This is a genomic window from Mycobacterium simulans (genome assembly GCF_900232995.1).
Classification (GTDB): domain Bacteria; phylum Actinomycetota; class Actinomycetes; order Mycobacteriales; family Mycobacteriaceae; genus Mycobacterium; species Mycobacterium simulans.
On record NZ_OCVX01000003.1, the window covers coordinates 1,935,944 to 1,954,371 of the forward strand.

The 18,428-nt window shown below is 65.8% G+C and carries 15 protein-coding genes and 1 pseudogene; 12 read left to right on the top strand and 4 right to left on the bottom strand.

Annotated elements, in window-relative coordinates:
- Positions 1–12 precede the first annotated feature (12 nt).
- The 4 genes and pseudogenes from MSIMFI_RS09490 (at position 13) to MSIMFI_RS09505 (ending at position 4,296) form a co-directional block, all read left to right on the top strand.
- Entirely contained in the window at positions 13–1,353 is a 1,341-nt protein-coding gene (locus MSIMFI_RS09490; protein ID WP_191497017.1) for a coenzyme F420-0:L-glutamate ligase, read from the top strand.
- Positions 1,354–1,385: 32 nt separating this feature from the next.
- Complete coding sequence (locus tag MSIMFI_RS09495) at positions 1,386–2,087, top strand: hypothetical protein (protein WP_224770131.1); 702 nt, start codon at positions 1,386–1,388, stop codon at positions 2,085–2,087.
- Positions 2,077–3,754: pseudogene (locus tag MSIMFI_RS09500) on the top strand (Eco57I restriction-modification methylase domain-containing protein). Before MSIMFI_RS09495 ends, MSIMFI_RS09500 begins: the two are co-directional and overlap by 11 nt.
- A complete protein-coding gene (locus MSIMFI_RS09505; protein WP_191497019.1) occupies positions 3,751–4,296 on the top strand; it encodes an NUDIX hydrolase in 546 nt (181 codons plus the stop codon). Before MSIMFI_RS09500 ends, MSIMFI_RS09505 begins: the two are co-directional and overlap by 4 nt.
- A 50-nt stretch (positions 4,297–4,346) precedes the next feature.
- Here MSIMFI_RS09505 and MSIMFI_RS09510 read toward each other — a convergent pair whose 3' ends face one another.
- The 3 genes from MSIMFI_RS09510 to rfbD are packed head-to-tail and all read right to left on the bottom strand — an operon-like array spanning position 4,347 to position 7,267.
- A complete protein-coding gene (locus tag MSIMFI_RS09510) occupies positions 4,347–5,426 on the bottom strand; it encodes a mannose-1-phosphate guanylyltransferase (RefSeq protein ID WP_186241960.1) in 1,080 nt (359 codons plus the stop codon).
- Between the two features lies 1 nt (position 5,427).
- The gene (locus tag MSIMFI_RS09515) at positions 5,428–6,360 is read right to left on the bottom strand and encodes a glycosyltransferase family 2 protein (protein WP_224770132.1); all 933 of its coding nucleotides are present in this window, start codon (positions 6,358–6,360) and stop codon (positions 5,428–5,430) included.
- A complete protein-coding gene (gene rfbD, locus MSIMFI_RS09520) occupies positions 6,353–7,267 on the bottom strand; it encodes a dTDP-4-dehydrorhamnose reductase (RefSeq protein ID WP_191497021.1) in 915 nt (304 codons plus the stop codon). The genes MSIMFI_RS09515 and rfbD overlap by 8 nt, the downstream gene beginning before the upstream one ends.
- Positions 7,268–7,330: 63 nt before the next feature.
- Here rfbD and MSIMFI_RS09525 point away from each other — a divergent pair, with 63 nt between their 5' ends.
- The 4 genes from MSIMFI_RS09525 to ctpC all read left to right on the top strand — a co-directional run bounded on the left by MSIMFI_RS09525 (position 7,331) and on the right by ctpC (position 12,172).
- A complete protein-coding gene (locus tag MSIMFI_RS09525; protein ID WP_396819745.1) occupies positions 7,331–8,827 on the top strand; it encodes an LCP family protein in 1,497 nt (498 codons plus the stop codon).
- 38 nt (positions 8,828–8,865) lie between these two features.
- Complete coding sequence (locus tag MSIMFI_RS09530) at positions 8,866–9,549, top strand: TIGR03089 family protein (RefSeq protein ID WP_191498106.1); 684 nt, start codon at positions 8,866–8,868, stop codon at positions 9,547–9,549.
- Between the two features lie 145 nt (positions 9,550–9,694).
- Positions 9,695–9,976 carry a DUF1490 family protein gene (locus MSIMFI_RS09535; RefSeq protein WP_186241956.1) on the top strand — a complete coding sequence of 94 codons (282 nt, stop codon included), beginning with the start codon at positions 9,695–9,697 and terminating at the stop codon, positions 9,974–9,976.
- A gap of 9 nt (positions 9,977–9,985) precedes the next feature.
- Positions 9,986–12,172 (top strand): manganese-exporting P-type ATPase CtpC, encoded by a 2,187-nt coding sequence (gene ctpC / locus MSIMFI_RS09540; protein WP_191497023.1) that lies wholly within the window; start codon positions 9,986–9,988, stop codon positions 12,170–12,172.
- A 6-nt stretch (positions 12,173–12,178) separates the two neighbouring features.
- Here the strand turns inward: ctpC and MSIMFI_RS09545 are convergent, their stop codons facing one another.
- Positions 12,179–12,862: a cation transporter gene (locus tag MSIMFI_RS09545; RefSeq protein WP_224770250.1), complete on the bottom strand. Its 684-nt coding sequence runs from the start codon at positions 12,860–12,862 to the stop codon at positions 12,179–12,181.
- A gap of 120 nt (positions 12,863–12,982) precedes the next feature.
- On the opposite strand from MSIMFI_RS09545, the gene MSIMFI_RS09550 reads away from it, so the two are divergent.
- From MSIMFI_RS09550 to MSIMFI_RS09565, 4 genes are all read left to right on the top strand, one after another.
- Positions 12,983–13,933: a class I SAM-dependent methyltransferase gene (locus MSIMFI_RS09550; protein WP_191497024.1), complete on the top strand. Its 951-nt coding sequence runs from the start codon at positions 12,983–12,985 to the stop codon at positions 13,931–13,933.
- 14 nt (positions 13,934–13,947) lie between these two features.
- On the top strand, positions 13,948–15,141 hold the full coding sequence (locus MSIMFI_RS09555) for a CoA transferase (protein WP_191497025.1): 1,194 nt from the start codon (positions 13,948–13,950) through the stop codon (positions 15,139–15,141).
- Between the two features lie 263 nt (positions 15,142–15,404).
- A complete protein-coding gene (locus MSIMFI_RS09560) occupies positions 15,405–17,654 on the top strand; it encodes a SulP family inorganic anion transporter (protein ID WP_191497026.1) in 2,250 nt (749 codons plus the stop codon).
- A 56-nt stretch (positions 17,655–17,710) separates the two neighbouring features.
- The gene (locus tag MSIMFI_RS09565) at positions 17,711–18,421 is read left to right on the top strand and encodes a class I SAM-dependent methyltransferase (protein ID WP_191497027.1); all 711 of its coding nucleotides are present in this window, start codon (positions 17,711–17,713) and stop codon (positions 18,419–18,421) included.
- The last annotated feature ends 7 nt before the right edge of the window (positions 18,422–18,428 follow it).

The following is an 18,428-nucleotide window of genomic DNA, read 5'->3' on the forward strand; positions in this document are numbered from 1 at the left end:
GGAGCGGCGCCAATGACCCACCACGGTACCGCCTCGAGGATCGAGATCCTGCCCGTCACCGGGCTTCCCGAATTCCGTCCCGGCGACGACCTGGGCGGTGCCGTCGCCGCGGCGGCGCCGTGGCTGCGCGACGGCGACGTGGTGGTCGTCACCAGCAAGGTGGTGTCCAAATGCGAGGGCCGGCTGGTCCCGGCCCCCCAGAATGAAGTGGCGCGAGACGAACTGCGCCGCAAGCTGGTGGACCAAGAGGCAGTGCGCGTGCTGGCGCGCAAGGGACGCACGTTGATCACCGAGAACCGACTGGGGCTGGTTCAGGCCGCCGCCGGTGTTGACGGATCCAACGTCGGCCGGTCCGAACTGGCGCTGCTACCAGTCGATCCCGACGCCAGTGCTACGGCCCTGCGGGCCGGGCTGCAGGAGCGACTCGGCGTCACCGTCGCCGTAATCATCACCGACACCATGGGCCGCGCGTGGCGCAACGGCCAGATCGACGCCGCCGTCGGCGCCGCCGGTTTGGCTGTGCTGCACAACTATTCGGGTGTCGTCGACGGATACGGCAACGAGTTGGTGGTCACCGAGATCGCGGTCGCCGACGAGATCGCGGCCGCGGCCGACCTGGTCAAGGGCAAACTCAACGCGATGCCGGTGGCCGTGGTGCGCGGTCTTTCGGTGCCCGACGACGGCTCGACGGCCCGGCAACTGCTGCGACCGGGCACCGAAGACCTGTTCTGGCTCGGCACCGCCGAGGCCATCGAGCTCGGGCGTCAGCAGGCGCAATTGTTGCGCAGGTCGGTGCGCCGGTTCAGCGCCCAACCGGTGCCACCGGACCTCGTCGAGTCCGCCGTCGCCGAAGCCCTCACCGCTCCGGCCCCCCACCACACCAGGCCGGTGCGGTTCGTGTGGCTGCAGAGTCACGCCACCCGCGACCGGTTGCTCGACCGGATGAAAGACAAGTGGCGGCACGACCTCGCCGGCGACGGCAGGCCCGCCGACTCCATCGAGCGCCGGGTGACGCGGGGCCAGATCCTCTACGACGCACCCGAAGTCGTCATCCCGATGATGGTGCCCGACGGCGCACACACCTACCCCGACGCCGCACGCACCGACGCGGAGCACACCATGTTTACCGTCGCGGTAGGTGCTGCCGTGCAAGCCCTCCTGGTCGCGCTGGCGGTGCGCGGGCTGGGTAGTTGCTGGATCGGGTCGACGATCTTTGCCGCTGACCTGGTCCGCGAAGAGCTGGACCTGCCTGTCGAGTGGGAGCCGTTGGGCGCCATCGCGATCGGCTACGCGCAGGATCCGGCCGGGTTGCGCGACCCGGTCCCGCTCGCTGACTTGCTGATCCTGAAGTGACATGGGCTCGAGCGACGATAGGCTACGCAGACGTGGCCGTCCTGCAACCGATGCCAACCATCGATCTCCCGACGGATCAGTTCACTGCGTTCGGTCAAAAGTGGCTCCTCGGCTCGAAGTTCTCCAAGAAGGACGGCATGGACTTCGGCACCTTGATAGATGCGGCTGTGGGCGGCGCACTGTCCGTGATGCTCGGCAACATCCCATTAGTGGTTCCGAACGCCAACCAGCTGCAACCTTCCCAACCCGACTGCGTAGAAGTTGGGCCAGTGCGCATCGTCGGCGGCGTTCGGCCACAGAACTTCGACGTCGGTTACCGGCCGGATGGTGTGCGAATCGCGTTCGACAGCAAGACATTGAATGACCACGAAAGCGTCGGCAAGAACTGGCAGAACATGATCAACGACTTGGCGACCGAAGCAACCACGGTCCACAGCAGGTTTCCAAGTGCCGTCGTGGGTTTTGTAGTCGCCATACCGATGCCGTGTTTGGCGCCCGGTGCACGAACGAACGCCATCGTAGGCACCTTGGCTCGGCTGGGAGGTCGAGAGCTCGTCGACGAGCCAAACCATCGGGCAGAAGCCATGAGCCTGATCTCGTGGGACCCGGCAACCGGTCAAGTCGACCCCAACCTGCCCGACGCGCAGAGCCCCCTACGGATAGAACGATTCAGTGCCGACGTGTACCGCTGCTATCAGGCTCGATTCCAGGGCCTTCCACCCCATGCAACCTAGGCATCCGACGCGCCCTGCGTGCGGTCACCAAGGATGTCGGTGGCTCCCCTGATACTTGTCCCATGACGACGTTCGCCGGCAAGACGGCCGCGTCCGCTGACAAGGTTCGCGGGGGCTACTACACGCCGCCCGCGGTGGCCCGATTTCTGGCCCGCTGGGTCCGAAGGGCGGGCCCGCGGATCCTTGAGCCGTCATGCGGCGATGGGCGAATTCTCCGCGAACTCGCCGCCATCACAAACCACGCGCACGGTGTCGACCTCGTCGCGCGGGAGGCGAGAAAGTCGCGAAAATTCGCTTCCGTCGACGCGGCGAACCTCTTCACCTGGGTGCGCGGGAGTCAAGCCGGCAGCTGGGATGCTGTTGCCGGCAATCCGCCGTACATCCGCTTCGGAAACTGGGCATCGGAACAGCGCGACCCGGCACTCGAACTGATGAGGCGTGTGGGCCTACGTCCGACCAAACTGACCAACGCCTGGGTCCCGTTTGTTGTGGCGAGCACGACGTTGACGCGCGACGGCGGACGAGTGGGTCTTGTGGTTCCGGCGGAATTGCTTCAAGTCACCTACGCGGCGCAGCTGCGCGAATTTCTGTTGAGCCGCTATCGCGACATCACCCTGGTTACCTTCGAGCGTTTGGTGTTCGACGGGATCTTGCAAGAAGTTGTGTTGTTTTGCGGTGTCGTCGGTGCCGGCCCAGCGCAAATACGGACCGTCAATCTCGGCGATGCGAACGATCTGGACACGCTAGCGGACAAGGACTTCGACAACGAGTCGGCACCGGCCCTTCTCCACGAAAATGAGAAGTGGACAAAGTACTTCCTCGACCCAGCTCAAATCCAGCTACTCCGAAGACTCAAGCAGTCCGACTCGCTGACCCGGCTTGGCTCCATGGCTGACGTGGATGTGGGCATCGTTACGGGCCGTAACAGTTTTTTCACTTTCACCGATGTCGAGGCGAAATCACTACGGCTGAGAAAGCACTGCGTCCCACTGGTCTCTCGCAGCGCTCAACTGAGCGGCCTGGTGTACGACGACGATTGTCGGGCAAGCGATGTCGCGGCGAAGCACCGCACGTGGCTACTCAACGCCGCTAACGATCCGACCGATCCCGCTCTCGTCGCGCACATCGAGGCGGGTGAAGCCGCCGGCGTCCATCTCGGCTACAAGTGCTCGATCCGCAAGCCATGGTGGGCCACACCCTCGTTGTGGATTCCTGACCTCTTCATGCTGCGCCAGATACACTTCGCCCCGCGCCTGACCGTCAACGCTGCGGCGGCTACCAGCACCGATACCGTGCACCGGGTCCGGCTCGACCCGAACCTCGACGCCGCAATATTTGCCGCGGTGTTCCACAACAGCGCAACATTCGCGTTCGCCGAAATCATGGGCCGCAGTTATGGCGGAGGCATATTGGAGTTGGAGCCGAGGGAAGCCGAGCAGCTACCCATTCCACCGCCGACGTATGGGAGCGCCGAACTCGCCCAGGATGTTGATCTACTACTAAAAGCAAATGAGATCGAAAAGGCGCTCGATGTAGTGGATCGTCACGTCTTGGTCGACGGACTCGGACTGTCACCGCGCCTGGTCGCCGACTGTCGAGCGGCATGGCTCACGCTGCGGGATCGGCGGACCAAACGAGGTTCCCGGCGACCGCAAGCGCACACGTGAGCCTGCGCGAGTCGGTGATCGCGATCCTCACCGACTGGCAGGCGCCCGACGCGGCCCAGGACTCGGTGCGGCATGCCGTGCTGGCCTTCGTGCACGGGCGCGCCGATTCCTGCCGCCGCGAGTGCGAACCCGGTCATGTCACCGCGTCGACGCTGGTGCTCGACGCCAGCGGCCGCCAGGTGCTGTTGACCCTGCACCCGCGCCTTGGTCGTTGGGTGCAACTGGGTGGGCACTGCGAGGAGGACGACAACGACATCGTCGCCGCGGCACGGCGCGAAGCGACCGAGGAATCCGGAGTCGCGGATCTGCGGATGGCGCCGCAATTGGTTGCGGTGCACGTGCATCCGGTCACCTGCTCGTTGGGTGTGCCAACGCGGCATCTGGATTTGCAGTTCGTGGCGCATGCCCCGGCCGCGGCGCAGATCGCGGTCAGCGACGAGTCCGAGGACTTGCAGTGGTGGCCGGCCGACACGCTGCCGCCTGGCACCGATGACGCGTTGGCATACCTGGTCGCCCAGGCGACGCGCCGAGTGTCACGCTAGCGCGACTGTAGACGTCGACCGCCACGCTAGCGTGACGGTCGGGGTAAAGCTCAGACGTCGGACGAGTAGCGGATCCCGCCGTCGGGAAGGGATACGCCCGGCCATACCCGCGCGCCCCGCAGCAGCTCGCAGCGCGCCCCGATATCGGCGCCGTCGCCGATCACGCCGTCTCGGATCAGCGCCCGCGGACCGACGCGGACCCCGAAGCCGATTATCGAGCGCTCGATCACGCTGCCCGCTTCGACCTTGACTCCGTCGAAAATGACCGCGCCGTCCAGCCGGACGCCGGGGCCGATCTCGGCGCCGCGCCCCACGACCGTGCCACCGATCAGCACCGCCCCAGGAGACACCGCGGCGCCGTCGTGCACCAACTGCTCCCCACGGTGGCCTCGTAGGGCCGGCGACGGGGCGATCCCGCGCACCAAGTCCGCCGATCCGCGAACGAAGTCCTCCGGGGTGCCCATGTCGCGCCAGTAGGTGGCATCGACGTAACCGCACACCTTGACGTCAGTATCGGACAGCAGGTTCGGGAACACCTCGCGTTCCACCGATACCTCCCGGCCGCGTGGAATCCGGTCGATGATGTCGCGTTTGAACACATAGCAGCCAGCGTTGATCTGGTCGGTGGGCGGATCCTGAGTCTTCTCGAGAAAGGCGACGACACGGTCCCCGTCGTCGGTGGGCACGCAGCCGTACGCGCGTGGGTCGCCAACCCGCACCAGGTGCAGCGTGACGTCGGACTGGCGGGACTGATGGAAATCCAGCAGCTGGCCCAGGTCGGCGCCCGAGAGCACGTCACCGTTGAACACCATCACGGTGTCGTGGCGCAGCTTTCCGGCGACATTGGCGATCCCACCGCCGGTCCCCAACGGGTTCTCCTCGGTCACATAGTCGAGCTGCAGGCCCAACTTGGATCCGTCACCAAACTCGGCCTCGAAAACCTCGGCCCGGTATGACGTGCCAAGGACGACGTGCTCGATGCCGGCGGCGGCGATCCGCGACAGCAGGTGGGTGAGAAAGGGCAGCCCGGCCGTCGGCAGCATGGGCTTGGGCGCCGACAGTGTCAGCGGGCGCAGCCTGGTGCCCTTGCCGCCGACGAGGACCACCGCATCGACTCGGTTGGTTGCCAACTCAGTGCCGCCCTTCTGCCAGTTTGAGGTCCTGACGCTCGGATCGTCTCGAACGGCGCAGTGAGCTGCGCACCATCAGGCGGGAGCGTACAGCCAACGATGCTCGCAACGTCCAGCGCAGCGGGGCCCGCCACCAGCCAGCATGCCGATCCGCCAGGAAGATATAGGTGCTCTTGTGATGTGCGGCCAGATGGCTCGCCGGGTCGCGGCCGGTTGAATGGCCCTTGTGGTGCAAAACCTCGGCTGACGGCACATAAATGGACAGCCAACCGGCTTTGCCGAGGCGGTCGCCGAGGTCGACGTCCTCCATATACATGAAGTACCGCTCGTCGAATCCACCAACCTGATTGAAGGCCGATCGGCGCACCAGCAGACAGGAACCCGACAGCCACCCCACCGACCGTTCACTGGGCTCGAGCCGCTCCTGGCGGTAGGCCGCCGTCCAAGGATTGCGCGGCCAGAATGGGCCGAGCACCGCGTGCATGCTGCCGCGGACCAGGCTGGGCAGGTGGCGCGCCGACGGGTACACCGATCCATCGGGGTCCCGGATCAGCGGGCCCAGCGCGCCGGCGCGGGGCCAGCGCGCCGCGGCGTCCAGCAGAGCGTCGATGCTGCCCGGGCCCCACTGCACGTCCGGGTTGGCCACGATCACCCAGTCGTCAACCCACACCTCGTCGCTGCCGGGCCCTTCCCTGCCCAGTTGGGCGACCGTGCGATTCACCGCGGTTCCGTACCCGAGATTGCCCCCGGTCGGCAGCAACCGCACATTGGGGTAACGCTCAACGGCGGCCTCGGGTGTTCCGTCGGTGGAGCCGTTGTCGGCCAACAAAACGCCGACCGGCCGCTCAGTGGCCATTGACAGCGACGCCAGGAACCGCTCCAGGTGGGGGCCAGGCGAGTAGGTCACCGCTACGACCGGCAGGACGTCAGTCACGCGTAGAGGGTATCGGTCCATCGGGCGAGGCCGCTGTCAGTGCCGCGACAAGTGCACTGCGCCAGGGCCTTAGCGGCGTCAAGCCCGCCGCAGCCCACGCCTTTCCCGACAGCGCCGAGTAGCTCGGCCGGGGCGCTGGCCGGGGAAATTGTGCGCTACTTACCGGCCGAACGCGGTGCGGGTCGGCGCCGCTTTCTTCGAACACCGCGCGTGCTTGATCGAACCGGGAGACCGCGCCCTCGTTGGCGGCGTGCAGCACGCAGCCGCGCACCCGAGCGTCGGCAACCTCCAACAGCGCGGCCGCCAGGTCGGCGACGTAGGTCGGCGAGCCGGTTTGGTCGTCGACCACATTGATCGGGCCATCCCCGGCGGCCAGCCGACGCATGACGGCAACGAAATCGTTGCCTGTCCCGCCCGTGTACACCCAGGCGGTCCGCACCACGACGGCCTCGGGCCACGCCATCAGCGCTGCCTGCTCGCCGGCGAGTTTGCTGCGGGCGTAGGCACCCTGTGGTGCGGTGGCGTCGCTGGGCTCATAGGGGCGCGGCGGCCCGCCGCCAGGCAATCCACCGAAGTCACCATTGAATACGTAGTCGGTGGAGACGTGGATCAGCTGAGCTCCGACACGTGCGCAGGCGCGGGCGAGGTTTTCCGGGCCGGTCGCATTGACCGCGTAAGCGCCCGCTTCGTCGCTCTCAGCGCCATCGACATTGGTGTAGGCCGCGCAGTTGAACACGATGTCGCCTCTTTGGATGTTGCGCTCGGCAGCGGCGGGATCGGTGGTGTCCCACGCCGCAGACGTCTTGGCCAGCGTCTCGCGGCCCTCACGAGCGGCCAGCGCCGTCATATGGCTGCCCAACTGCCCGCCGGCGCCGGTGATCACGAGTCTTCCTGGCCTGCCCGACATGCATCGAGTCTGGCACGCCGAGCTGGGCTACCCGAAAAGCAGCTGTGACACACGTAATCTACAGTGATGCCTGAGCAACCTGTGGCTCGTGTGGTTCGTGCACTTCGCCCCCTTTCCGCGGCGCTGGCCATCGCGATCCTCCTCGGCACCGGAGTGGCATGGAGTAACGTCCGGTCATTCGAAGATGGCATCTTCCATATGTCCTCGCCGTCCCTGGGTCGCGGCGGCGACGACGGCGCGATCGACATCCTGCTGGTCGGCCTGGATAGCCGCACCGATGCGCACGGCAACCCGCTGACCACCGAGGAACTGGCGACATTGCGGGCCGGCGACGAGGAAGCCACCAACACCGACACGATCATCCTGGTCCGGATACCTAACAACGGGAAGTCGGCGACCGCGATCTCGATCCCGCGCGACTCCTACGTCGCCGCCCCCGGATTGGGCAAGACCAAGATCAACGGCGTCTACGGCCAAACCAGAGAGGCCAAGCGAACCAGCCTCGTCCAGGCCGGCGCCTCTGCCGGCGAAGCCGCCGCGGCGGGCACCGAAGCCGGGCGCGAGGCACTGATCAAGACCGTCGCCGATCTCACTGGCGTCACCGTCGACCACTACGCCGAGATCGGACTGCTCGGCTTCGCGTTGATCGCCGACGCGCTCGGCGGCGTCGACGTGTGCCTCAAAGAGGCTGTATACGAACCACTTTCCGGCGCGGACTTTCCGGCGGGCCAGCAGAAGCTCAACGGTCCGCAGGCGCTGAGCTTCGTCCGGCAACGCCATGAGCTGCCGCGGGGCGACCTGGATCGGGTGGTGCGCCAGCAGGCGGTGATGGCCTCGCTGGCCCACCGGGTCATCTCCGGCAAGACACTGTCCAGCCCCGCCACGCTGAAGCGCCTGGAGCAGGCCGTGCAGCGCTCGGTCGTGCTGTCCTCGGGTTGGGACATCATGGATTTCGTCAAGCAGCTGCAAAAGTTGGCCGGCGGCAATGTCGCGTTCGCCACCATTCCGGTGCTCGACGGGGCCGGCTGGAGCGATGACGGCATGCAAAGCGTCGTGCGGGTGGATCCGCGTCAGGTCCAGGAATGGGTCGCAAGCCTGCTGCACGAGCAGGATCAAGGCAAGACCGAAGAGCTGGCCTACGCACCCGGCAAGACCACGGTCAACGTGGCCAATGACACCGACATCAACGGGCTGGCCGCAGCTGTGTCAAACGTGCTCAGCGCCAAGGGATTTACCGCCGGCGACATCGGCAACAACGACGGTGGCCACGTCAAGGGCAGTCAGGTGCGCGCCGCCAAAACCGACGACCTGGGCGCGCAGGAGGTGGCCAAGCAACTCGGCGGGTTGCCGGTCGTCGCCGATACGTCGCTACCGGCGGGATCGGTGCGCGTGGTGCTGGCCAACGACTACACCGGTCCGGGCTCCGGCCTCGACGGCGGCCGCCTGAACGGCCAGGCGACACCTGCCCGGGCATCGAACGCTGGGTCCGATAACGGCACCGCTCCCCCAGCGTCGCCGATCCTGACCGCAGGCTCCGACAAACCCGAGTGCATCAACTGACCACGCTCACAACGCTTTCTGCCGAGATCCTGGATCCGATGCTGCGCGCGGACCCGGTCGGACCGCGCATCACCTACTACGACGATGCCGTTGGCGAGCGCATCGAACTGTCGGCGGCGACGCTTGCCAACTGGGCCGCCAAGACCGGCAACCTACTGCGCGACGAGCTGGCCGCCGGGCGATCCAGCCGGGTCGCGATCCTATTGCCGGCCCACTGGCAGACGGCGGCGGTGTTGTTCGGGGTGTGGTGGATCGGCGCGGAGGTGGTTCTGGACGGAACCGCAGATGTCGCATTTTGTACCGCCGACAGGCTCGATGAGGCCGACTCCGCTGTCGCCGGCGGCCTTAACGGAGAGGTGGCGGTGCTGTCCCTGGATCCGTTCGGCCGGCCGGCACCCGACCTACCGGTCGGTGTCACCGACTACGCGACCGGCGTGCGGGTGCACGGCGACCAGATCATCGCCGAACGCCAACCCGGTCCGGCACTCGCTGGCCGATCGGTCGAGCAGGTCCTGGCCGACTGTGAAAGGGCCGCGGCGGCAAGGGGTTTGACGTCGAAGGATCGAGTCCTGTCCACCGCCTCGTGGACCACACCCGACGAATTGGTGTACGGCCTGCTGGCGGTACTGGCCGTCGGCGCATCGCTGGTGCAAGTGGCCAATCCCGATCCGGGGGCGCTGCAGCGCCGCATCGAGACGGAAAAAGTGACCCGCATACTCTGACGAGCAGACGTGGAATCGCACTCAGAAGGCCTTCTGAGTGCGATTCCACGTCTGCTCGCCCGGGGAAACCATCCATGTTGATATCGCGATATTTAGATGTTACCGTCGTCCGAAAGCTCAACAGACCACAGAGGAGGCTCTGGCAATGGCAGTGCAGGCGTTTTTGGTGAAGGCAGCATCGACGGTAGTCACCGGTGTGGTTGGGGTGACCGCCTACGAAGTGCTGAAGAAGGCCGCCGCCAAGGCGCCGCTGCGTGAGACCGCCGTCGGGGCCGCGGAGCTGGGCCTGCGCGGCACCCGCCGCGCCGAGACGGCCGCGGAGTCGGCCAGGCTGAAGATCGCCGATGTGATGGCCGAAGCCCGCGAACGCATCGGCGAAGAGGCGCCCACCCCGGCCGTCAGCGACATCCACGACCACGACCACTGATCTCTGCCAATGTCTCTCGCGATTGTCAAAGAGATCGCACCAGCCGATGACCCCGCACTCGTCGTGGTTTCGGACGCGGCTGGGCGCATGCGGGTCCTGGTGGACTGGGTCCGCTCCGATTCCCGGCGCGCCGTGGCGGTGGAAGAGGCCGTCGCCAAGCAGAACGGTGTGCGGGCCGTACACGCCTACCCACGCACCGGGTCGGTGGTGGTGTGGTATTCGCCTAAGCGCTGCGACCGCTCCCAGGTTCTGGAGGCGATCAGCGGCGCCGCCCATATCGCCGCCGAACTGATACCGGCACGCGCCCCGCACTCGTCGGAGATCCGCAACACCGACGTGTTGCGCATGGTGATCGGTGGTGCGGCACTGGCCCTGCTAGGGGTGCGTCGCTACGTGTTCGCCCGACCACCGCTGCTCGGTCCGAGCGGCCGGATGGTGGCCACCGGCGTCACGATCTTCACCGGCTATCCCTTCCTGCGCGGCGCATTGCGTTCGCTGCGCTCCGGCAAGGCCGGCACGGACGCACTGGTCTCGGCGGCGACCGTCGCCAGCCTCATCTTGCGCGAGAATGTCGTCGCGCTCACCGTGCTATGGCTGCTCAATATCGGTGAGTATCTACAGGATCTGACCCTGCGTCGAACCCGCCGGGCGATCTCCGATCTGTTGCGCGGCAACCAGGACACCGCCTGGGTCAGGCTTACGGAAGGCCCCGACGCGGGAACCGAAGTCCAGGTGCCCATCGACACCGTGCAGATCGGCGACGAGGTCGTGGTCCATGACCACGTCGCAATACCGGTCGACGGCGAGGTGGTCGAGGGCGAGGCGGTGGTCAACCAGTCCGCGATCACCGGGGAGAACCTGCCGGTCAGCGTCACCGTCGGGACCCACGTGCACGCCGGTTCGGTGGTGGTGCGCGGTCGCCTGGTGGTGCGGGCCCAGGCCGTCGGCAACCAAACGACGATCGGTCGCATTATCACCAGAGTCGAAGAGGCTCAGCACGATCGGGCGCCGATCCAGACGGTTGGCGAGAACTTCTCCCGCCGCTTCGTGCCCACCTCATTCATCGTCTCGGCCATCACCCTGTTGATCACCGGAGATGTGCGCCGTGCGATGACCATGTTGTTGATCGCCTGCCCCTGCGCTGTGGGCCTGTCCACCCCGACCGCGATCAGCGCGGCGATCGGCAACGGGGCACGGCGCGGCATTCTGATCAAGGGCGGATCCCACCTGGAACAGGCGGGCCGGGTCGACGCGATCGTGTTCGACAAGACCGGAACGCTGACCGTCGGACGTCCGGTGGTCACCAATATCGTTGCCATGCATAAGGATTGGGAGCCCGAGCAGGTGCTGGCCTATGCGGCCAGCTCGGAAATCCACTCGCGGCACCCGCTGGCCGAAGCGGTGATCCGATCCACCGAGGAACGTCACATCAGCATCCCCCCACACGAGGAGTGCGAAGTCCTCGTCGGCCTCGGCATGCGGACTTGGGCCGACGGCCGCACGCTGCTGCTGGGCAGCCCGTCGCTGCTGCGGTCGGAGAAAGTCAAGGTGTCGAAGAAGGCCCAGGATTGGGTGGACAAGCTACGGGGCCAGGCGGAGACCCCGCTTTTGCTCGCCGTGGATGGCACCTTGGTCGGTCTGATCAGCCTGCGCGACGAAGTGCGGCCCGAAGCGGCCGAGGTTCTGAAGGAGCTGCGCGCCAACGGGATTCGACGGATCGTCATGCTCACCGGGGACCATCCCGACATTGCCAAGGTGGTTGCCGAGGAGCTGGAAATCGACGAATGGCGCGCCGAGGTGATGCCGGAGGACAAGCTTGAGGTGGTACGCGAGCTGCAAGACGACGGTTACATCGTCGGCATGGTCGGAGACGGCATCAACGACGCCCCCGCACTGGCGGCGGCCGATATCGGCATCGCCATGGGCCTGGCCGGCACCGATGTCGCCGTCGAGACCGCCGATGTGGCGTTGGCCAACGACGACCTGCATCGGCTGCTCGACGTGCGCGACCTCGGTTCCCGGGCGGTGGATGTAATCCGGGAAAACTACGGCATGTCCATTGCCGTCAACGCCGCCGGGCTGCTCATCGGTGCGGGGGGTGCGTTGTCACCCGTGCTCGCGGCCATCCTGCACAACGCATCGTCGGTGGCGGTGGTAGCCAACAGCTCCCGGCTGATCCGCTATCGCCTGGACTGACCTGGTTCAGCACGCACAGTCGAGGCCACGCCAGGCCCGTACCCCCTGCCACACCGCGACGCCGGCGATGCCAAGCCCGATCACCGGGTCGACCCACCAACCGCTGGACCAGCACGCCGTGACAGCGAGACCGATCAGAACCGCGGCGGCCTGAGCGGCGCACAAATAGTTCTGCGTGCCTTCGCCCTTGGTCGCCGCCGAACCGAGCCGCACGGCCAATCGGTGTTTCGCCCAGCCGAGAATCGGCATCAGCGCCAGCGCGCCGGCCGTCAGCGCAATGCCAATCACCGAGGTTTCGGCGTGGTGCTCGGCGGCCAAGTAGTGGATCGATTCGGCCGCGATGTAGGGGGCGGTTAGCCAGAACGACACCGCAACACCGCGTTGCGCGCGCAGTTCGGCGGTCTCGGAATACGTGCGTGCTCCGCTGAATCGCCAGACCACCATCGCACTGGCCAACGCCTCGGCCCCACCGCCAAGCGCCCACCCAGTCAACGCGACTGATCCCACCGCAACGCCCTGCCAGAGCCCGACCACTCCCTCGGAGAGCATCACGACCAGGCTCACCCAGGCCAGGCACAGCGCCCATCGAGCATGCCGCCGCCAGTCGGCATCTCGGGCAGCCGCCACGGGCGAACTGTGTGTGGATCCATCGCAGCAGACGTCCGCTACCAACTCGCCAGGGGGCGTCATCTCCATCCCGATGATGGTAGAGGCAAGACGCGCCCAACGCCGGGAGCGCTTGTGATTAATCTGTCTAACGAGTGGCCCCTGATCCAGAAAGGCCCCGAAGGGCCACAGAGGGGTATAGAGATGGCGCGCACCGATAACGACACCTGGGACCTGGCGTCCAGTGTGGGCGCCACGGCGACCATGGTGGCCGCCGGACGTGCCCGCGCCAGCAGGGCCGCCCTGATCCAGGACCCGTTCGCCGAACCTCTGGTGCGCGCAGTCGGCATTGACTTCTTCACCCGGTGGGCCAGCGGCGAACTCAACCCCGCCGATGTCGACATTCCCGATGCGCCTTGGGGCATGCAGCGCATGACCGACCAACAGGCGGCGCGCACGCGCTACATCGACGCCTTCTTCGCTCAGGCCCAGGCCGCCGGTATCCGTCAGGCGGTCCTCCTGGCCTCCGGTCTTGACGCTCGCGGGTATCGCCTGCCGTGGGCGGCGGGGACGACGGTGTTCGAGATCGACGTGCCGCAAGTCGTGGAATTCAAGACCGCCGCGCTGGCAGGCCTCGGCGCCGCACCGACAGCCGACGTGCGGGGCGTCGGAGTAGATCTGCGCCACGATTGGCCGGCGGCGCTGCGAGAGGCCGGGTTCGAGGCCGGGCGACCCGCCGTGTGGGCGGCTGAGGGGCTCCTCGGTTACCTGCCGCCGGAGGCCCAGGACCGGCTCCTGGACAACATCACCGAGCTCAGCGCCGACGGCAGCCAGCTGGTCGCCGAAGTCTTTTTCAGTGCGCCCGCCAGCCGAGAGCTTTTCGACGCCATTTACCAGAGGTGGTACGAGCACGGTCTCGACATCGACATTGAAAGATTGGGCTTCCCCGGCGAACGCAACGACGTGGCCCCCTATCTGAACGAGCGTGGTTGGCGGGTGGTTCGCACACCGCTGAATCAATTGTTGGTCGACAACGGATTCGAGCCGCACGCCGTCGACGGCAAATCCCCCCTTGCCATGAATGCCGCAGCAGCGCTCTTCGCCGAAAACTACTACTGCACCGCCGTGCGGTACCGGGAGACCGCTACACATTGAGAAAGGCCCCGCCCATGGCAAACAAGCCGAACAACCACGCCGCCAAACCGCTGGACGAGTTTCGGGTACTCGACTTCACCCAGAACGTGGCCGGGCCGCTGGCCGGGCAGGTGCTGGCCGATCTGGGTGCCGAGGTGATCAAGGTCGAGGCGCCCGGGGGCGAGGCGGCCCGGCGGATTACCTCGGTACTTCCCGGACGGCCGCCGCTGGCCACCTATTTTCTGCCCAACAACCGCGGCAAGAAATCGGTGTCGCTGGACCTGACCACCGACGAGGCCAAGCAGCAGATCCTGCGGCTGGCCGACACCGCCGACGTCGTCCTGGAAGCGTTTCGCCCCGGCACCATGGAACGAATGGGCCTGGGCCCCGACGACTTGCGATCACGCAACCCCAAACTGATCTACGCCCGACTGACGGCCTACGGCGGCAACGGCCCGCACGGCAGCCGTCCCGGCATCGACCTCATGGTTGCCGCCGAGGCCGGCATGACCACCGGGATGCCTACCCCAGACGGCAAGCCGCAGATCATCCCGTTCCAGCTGGTCGACAACGCCAGCGGTCATGTGCTGGCTCAGGCGGTTCTGGCCGCGCTGCTAAACCGCGAGCGCCATGGGGTCGCCGACATCGTCCGGGTCGCCATGTACGACGTCGCGGTCGGCCTGCAAGCCAACCAACTGACGATGCACCTCAACCGAACCGCCGCCGCCCTGCCCAAGCCAGATCCGGCGCCCAAGACCAAGCGGCGCAAGGGCGTCGGCTTCGCAACCCAGCCGTCGGACGCATTCCGCGCCGCCGACGGGTACGTCGTCATCAGCGCATACGTGCCCAAACACTGGGAAAAGCTGTGTCACCTCATCGGCCGGCCCGACCTTCTGGACGACGAGCGGTTCGCTGATCAACGTTCACGGTCGATCAATTACCCGGAGTTGACCGACGAACTGGAATCGGCATTGGCTAACAAGACCGCCGCCGAATGGGTTGAACTGCTGCAGGACAACGGGCTGATGGCCTGCCTTGCCCATACCTGGAAACAGGTCGTCGACACGCCACTGTTTGCCGAGAATGACCTCGCCGTCGAAGTCGGCAGCGGCGCCGACGCCATCACGGTGATCCGCACCCCGGCGCGTTACTCCACGTTCGACGCCACGGTCACCGATCCCCCTCCCGCCGCAGGTGAACACAACATTCTCTTTCTAGGCAAACCCTGAATTCTTCAATCACCAGGCATGGCCTTTCTTTGAATTAACCATGAAAGCGCTGTCGGTTCACCGAACCGGCGGGGCGATCGAGGAGGATTTCTTTTAGTGGCTCTCGCGGGTTGCGTACGTTTGCTGCCCGCAGTTTGACCCGATCTAGCTTCCGACGCCCGCTGGACACCTCTTTGAAAGACGACATTCACCCCGGTCATGAAGGGTCGTCAGCTCGTAGCGGACCCCGCCGACAACCTTCTGACCGGTTCCGAGGAGTCAATATGAGCACCGCTGCCAAGACCAACGCGGATGAGCCCCAATCCGGAGCTCGGTGGATCCTGGCGAATTTGCGACACGACTTTCCCGCATCGCTTGTCGTGTTCCTTGTCGCACTGCCGCTTTCGCTAGGTATCGCGATCGCCTCCGGGGCCCCGCTGGTCGCCGGTTTGATCGCCGCGGTGGTAGGCGGCATTGTCGCCGGAACATTCGGCGGATCAGCGGTTCAGGTAAGTGGCCCGGCCGCGGGCCTCACCGTGGTGGTCGCCGATCTGATCGAGCAGCTCGGTTGGCAAATGTTGTGCCTGATGACCATCGCGGCAGGCGCATTGCAGATCCTGTTCGGCGTGAGTCGGATGGCGCGCGCTGCGCTCGCGATCGCGCCAGTCGTGGTGCATGCCATGCTGGCAGGCATCGGTATCACCATCGCGCTGCAGCAAATTCATGTCCTGGTAGGTGGTACGTCGCGAAGCTCGGCCTGGCAGAACATTGTGGCGTTGCCCAACGGCCTCCTCAATCACGAATTGCACGAAGTGATCGTCGGCGGGACGGTCATTGTCATTCTGTTGCTGTGGACGAGGCTGCCACCCAAGGTGCGCATGATTCCCGGCCCGCTCGTGGCGATCGCGGCGGCGACCGCACTGTCGTTGGTGGTGGACCTACACGTCGAGCGGATCGACCTCTCAGGCAACTTCTTCGACGCGATCGGCTTGCCGCATCTTGCCCAAGCTGCCCCCGACGGACAGCCCTGGACTCACGAGATTAGCGCCATTGTCATTGGTGTCTTTACGATCGCGCTGATCGCCAGTGTCGAATCGCTGCTGTGCGCGGTGGGTGTCGACAAGCTGCACAGCGGCCCGCGCACCAACTTCAACAGGGAGATGATCGGACAGGGCAGCGCGAACATGGTGTCCGGGCTCCTCGGCGGGTTGCCGATCACCGGCGTCATCGTGCGCAGCTCGGCCAATGTTGCCGCCGGCGCGCGCACCCGGATGTCGGCGATACTGCACGGCGTATGGGTTCTGCTGTTCGCGTCGATGTTCACCAACTTGGTCGAACTGATCCCCAAGGCGGCGCTGGCCGGCCTGCTCATCGTGATCGGTATACAGCTCGTCACGCTGGCCCACATCCAACTTGCCTGGCGCACCGGCAATTTCGCGATCTACGCCATCACCATCGTGTGCGTGGTGTTCCTCAATCTGCTGGAGGGCGTGGCTATCGGGCTTGCAGTCGCGGTAGCCATCCTATTGGTCCGGGTGGTTCGCGCGCCGATCGAGGCCAAGCCAGTGAGCGACGAGGCAAAGCATTGGCGGGTCGACATTGACGGCACGCTCAGCTTCCTGCTCCTGCCCCGACTGACCCACGTGCTCTCGACGCTTCCGCGAGGCACGGACGTGACGCTGAGCCTGAACGCGGACTACATCGATCACTCCATTTCCGAAGCGATTTCGGACTGGAAGACCGGCCACGAGGCGACCGGCGGCTCAGTAGCCATCGTTGAAACGTCGCCCGCGAACCTGCATAGCGCGCACAGTGGTCCGCCGAAGCGCCACTACACGCCCCGGTCGCTGCGAGCGGTGCCCTGGCCATCCCGGCGTGACCATGCTCGCGACGACACCGAATCCCCGATTCGCCACGGCATTGCCGAATACCACCGCAACGGTGTCGACGCGCTGCACCGCCACGTCTCCGGCCTGGCCGATTCGCCCAATCCGGACACGTTGTTCCTGACGTGTGCCGACTCCCGGATTCTGCCCGACGTCATCACCGCCAGTAGGCCAGGTGACCTATACATCGTCCGCAACGTCGGCAACCTAGTACCGGTCGATCCGACCGAACGTTCGGTGGATGCCGCGCTCGACTTCGCGGTCAACCAGCTCGGCGTGACTTCCGTCGTCGTCTGCGGCCATTCGTCGTGCGACGCCATGAGGGCGCTGCTGGAGAAGACGACGGACCAAGCGGCGACCCCGATGGACCGTTGGCTTGAGCATGCGACCGACAGTCTGGCCGCCTACCACGATGACCATCCGGCGCGCGCGAGCGCCGCCATCAACGGCTTCAGCGAAGTGGACCGGCTGGCGATCGTGAATGTGGCCGTACAGGTGGAAAGGCTCACCAACCACGAGATCCTGGCCCCTGGAGTGGCGTCCGGCGCGTTATACGTCGTCGGTATGTTCTTCGATTTCGAGACGGCTCATGTGCTAGAGGTGACTCAGGACGGCCTCATTCCCCCTGTTGACGCCGAAGCCCATTAGAGCCAAACCGGGCAAACCGGCGCCAAAGCAACTTGACACCCGTTAACATCGCCTCCATGCCGATTGCGCCATTCAACGACATCACCGCGACCTACACGCGGCTTCATGCGTGGATGTACGAGACATTCGTGGCACCGGCCGTCTTCCCGTCACACCCCGTCATCGACGAGCGCTTTCTAGCGCACTTGCCGACGGGCGCCCATGTCCTGGACGTGGGATCGGGCGGCGGTCTATTCACGAATTACATCGCCGATCAGCGGCCCGATTTGCACATCGTCGGCCTTGATCTCTCGCAGCCACAGATTGAACGCGCCACGAAACGCATGCGCAACTACACCGATCGCGTCCGCTTCCAACTGGGTGACGCAACCCGGCTCCCGTTCGGCGACCACACTTTCGACGGCGTGATCAGCTATGGCTCGATCAAGCACTGGACATCGCGCGAAGCCGGGCTGGCCGAGTGCTTCCGAGTGCTCAAACCAGGCGGGCCGCTGCTGGTCACCGACGCAGATCGCAGCGCCATTTTCGAAGACGCGCAGGAGTTTGTCGGAAGGTATGCGATGCCGCGATTCCTACGCGGCGTCAACCTGGCAATCTTCCGCACCTGGATCGCCGGTCGCTCCATCGATCTCGCCGACGCGCGCGACCTCGTCGACTGCGTTGATCTCATCGACAAGGACGCCAGTCGCATCGTCAATTCACCGCTGATCATGATTTCCGGGCGCCGCGCGCCCGAACCAGTTGGCGCGCCCGAACCAGTTGGGTAGTCGCGTC